We start from the raw sequence: 1,885 nt of genomic DNA on the forward strand, positions 1-1,885 counted from the left end.
GCCGGGTAGGCGGCGGGAGTCTCACCCGCCGCCCCCCACAGATCCGGACGTAAGCCTCTCGGCTTATCCGGCTCGTGCCGCTCAGTTGTCAGGTCGTGTACCGCAGCGCCCAGTGCGCGAACAGGTCGGGCGACCGTTGCCGGACGCCTCGTAGCCAGGCTCGCGCTCGGTCGTCGCTGCGTTTCAGCCGCTTGTACTTCCACTTCGCCCAGCGCATCAGATGGCGATCGACGCGCTTGCCGATCGGGTTCACCGCGCTCGGATAGAACACGGTGAAGTAGTTCAACCAGCCCCGAAGGACAGGATTTACCTCTTCCGCGAGGTCTGCCAGGTTGCCGGTCGTGCGTCGATGCAGCCGCCAGGACGCCACCTTGCGGCTTATATCGGTCAGCTTCCCCGGGGCCACCGCGGGCAGGAACCCGGTCCGGGCCTTCCCGCGGATCTTGTCCCATGCCTTCCGGGGACGGAACGCGTACCCGCAGAACGTGAACGTCACCAGCTCATAGTCCAAGCGGCGTCGGTCGTCTTTGCAGTACACGATGCGCGTCTTGTCGGGGTGCAGCTGCAACCCGATGTCCGCGAACCGACGATCGATCGCCTGGCGCACCTGGTGCGCCTGGCGTTCGGTCACGCAGTGGATCACCACATCGTCTGCGAACCGCTCGAACCCGACCCCGGGAAACTCCCGGCTCATCCAGGTGTCGAAGCCATAGTGCAGGAAGATGTTGGCGATCAACGGGGAGATCGGTCCGCCCTGCGGTGTTCCCTTGCTCCGGTGGGTCAGGGTTCCGTCGGGCATCTGCATCGGCGCTTTCAGCCAGCGTTCCACGTACAGCATGACCCATGGCTGGGTCGTGTGACGCGCCACCGCCTTGAGCATCAGATCCCACGGCACGGAGTCGAAGAAGGCCTTGACGTCCATGTCGACGACCCAGTCCTTCTTGAAACACCGCTGCCGACACACCCGTATCGCGTCTATCGGTGACCGCCCGGGACGGTAGCCGTAGGAGTCGTCGTGGAATACCTTCTCCACCTCCGGCTCCAGCATCAGCACCGCCGCGGTCTGTGCCACCCGGTCGACCACGTTGGGTATGCCCAGAATCCTGGTTCCACCCTTCTTGGGGATCTCCACCGCCCGGACCGGGCCGGGAAAGTAACTGCCCGACGACATGCGGTTCCACAGCCGGTAGAGGTTGTCAGCCAGCCTCTGCTCAAACTGCTCGATCGTCACGCCGTCGGCCCCGGCTGCTCCGCCGTTACCTCTCACCTTCAACCACGCGGCCCAGATCAGCCGCTTGGGGATGACGTGCGACTTGCCTGTCAACCCTGGCTGACTCACGCCGTTCCTCCCTCACGGTTGACCGCCCGCGCCAGCCTGAACGACCCCGCCCCTTGGCTCCCCGACCCACTGCGATACGCAGGCGGTTCACAGCTACTACGGGCGAGTCCGCCAGCGTCCCCGCATCGGTACTCTGCTCCTCGCGGTTTCCGCCGCTTGGAGTTCTCCCTCTCGCCGCCGGTCACCCAGCGGACGGTATCGGGGTCCGCCTTCACACGTTCCATACGAGAGCCTGGACCGGGCTCATGCTGCCTATATGCCGGACACCACCTGGGCAGTAAGCGGATATCCCCCAGACTCATCCCGAGACTCACCTCCGGCCTCGGTTTCGATGTCATCTGACTGAGTTTCGACACGTCAACGGCAGAGAACTCGACGTTCATCGCTCATCTTCCCGGTCCATACCTGACGCGATCATGCCGCGCCTTTTCCAACGACGCTCAGGACGACGGTCTTCAGCCAACGCCCCTCGTGGTGGTTTGAAGCCTGCTTCCGCAAGCCGGCTCCGGAGGGCCAAACAACCTCCATCTCCCATACAGCACCGCA

Annotated in this window: 1 protein-coding gene; it reads right to left on the reverse strand. The window is 64.4% G+C overall.

Features of this window, described 5'->3' with window-relative positions; genetic code table 11:
* Positions 1–88: 88 nt before the first annotated feature.
* Positions 89–1,339 carry a group II intron reverse transcriptase/maturase gene (ltrA, locus tag ABZ807_RS33310; protein WP_357167142.1) on the reverse strand — a complete coding sequence of 417 codons (1,251 nt, stop codon included), beginning with the start codon at positions 1,337–1,339 and terminating at the stop codon, positions 89–91.
* Positions 1,340–1,885: the final 546 nt, after the last annotated feature.

Source organism: Micromonospora sp. NPDC047548, assembly GCF_040642975.1.
In the GTDB taxonomy this organism is placed as follows: domain Bacteria; phylum Actinomycetota; class Actinomycetes; order Mycobacteriales; family Micromonosporaceae; genus Micromonospora.